Source organism: Rhizobium ecuadorense (genome assembly GCF_001187535.1).
Lineage (GTDB): Bacteria > Pseudomonadota > Alphaproteobacteria > Rhizobiales > Rhizobiaceae > Rhizobium > Rhizobium ecuadorense.
The window spans coordinates 1-214 of sequence record NZ_LFIO01000340.1 but is presented as its reverse complement, the minus strand read 5'-3'; the positions used below and the strand labels follow the sequence as shown (position 1 = coordinate 214).

Sequence of the window (214 nt, the reverse complement as noted above, 5' to 3'; positions counted from 1 at the left end):
AACTACATCAAACTCGCTTTCTTCCGCGGCAAGTCGCTCAGTCCCATCCCGCCCGGCGAGTCCAAACAAAAGGAAGTGCGTTACTTCCACATCCATGAGGCAGACCAACTCGACGAGGCTCAGCTCGCCGCCTGGGTGGAGCAAGCCAGCCAATTGCCCGGTGAACGAATGTGAGCGGACGCCAGGTCATCAGCACTTAAGGGATGGAGGAGCG

At 58.4% G+C, this 214-nt stretch carries 1 protein-coding gene; it reads left to right on the top strand.

Annotated elements, in window-relative coordinates; all coding sequences use genetic code 11:
* Nucleotides 1-174, top strand: a 174-nt coding sequence (locus AF337_RS07375; RefSeq protein WP_193393581.1) for a DUF1801 domain-containing protein, incomplete at its 5' end; no start/stop codon positions are given.
* Nucleotides 175-214 lie beyond the last annotated feature (40 nt).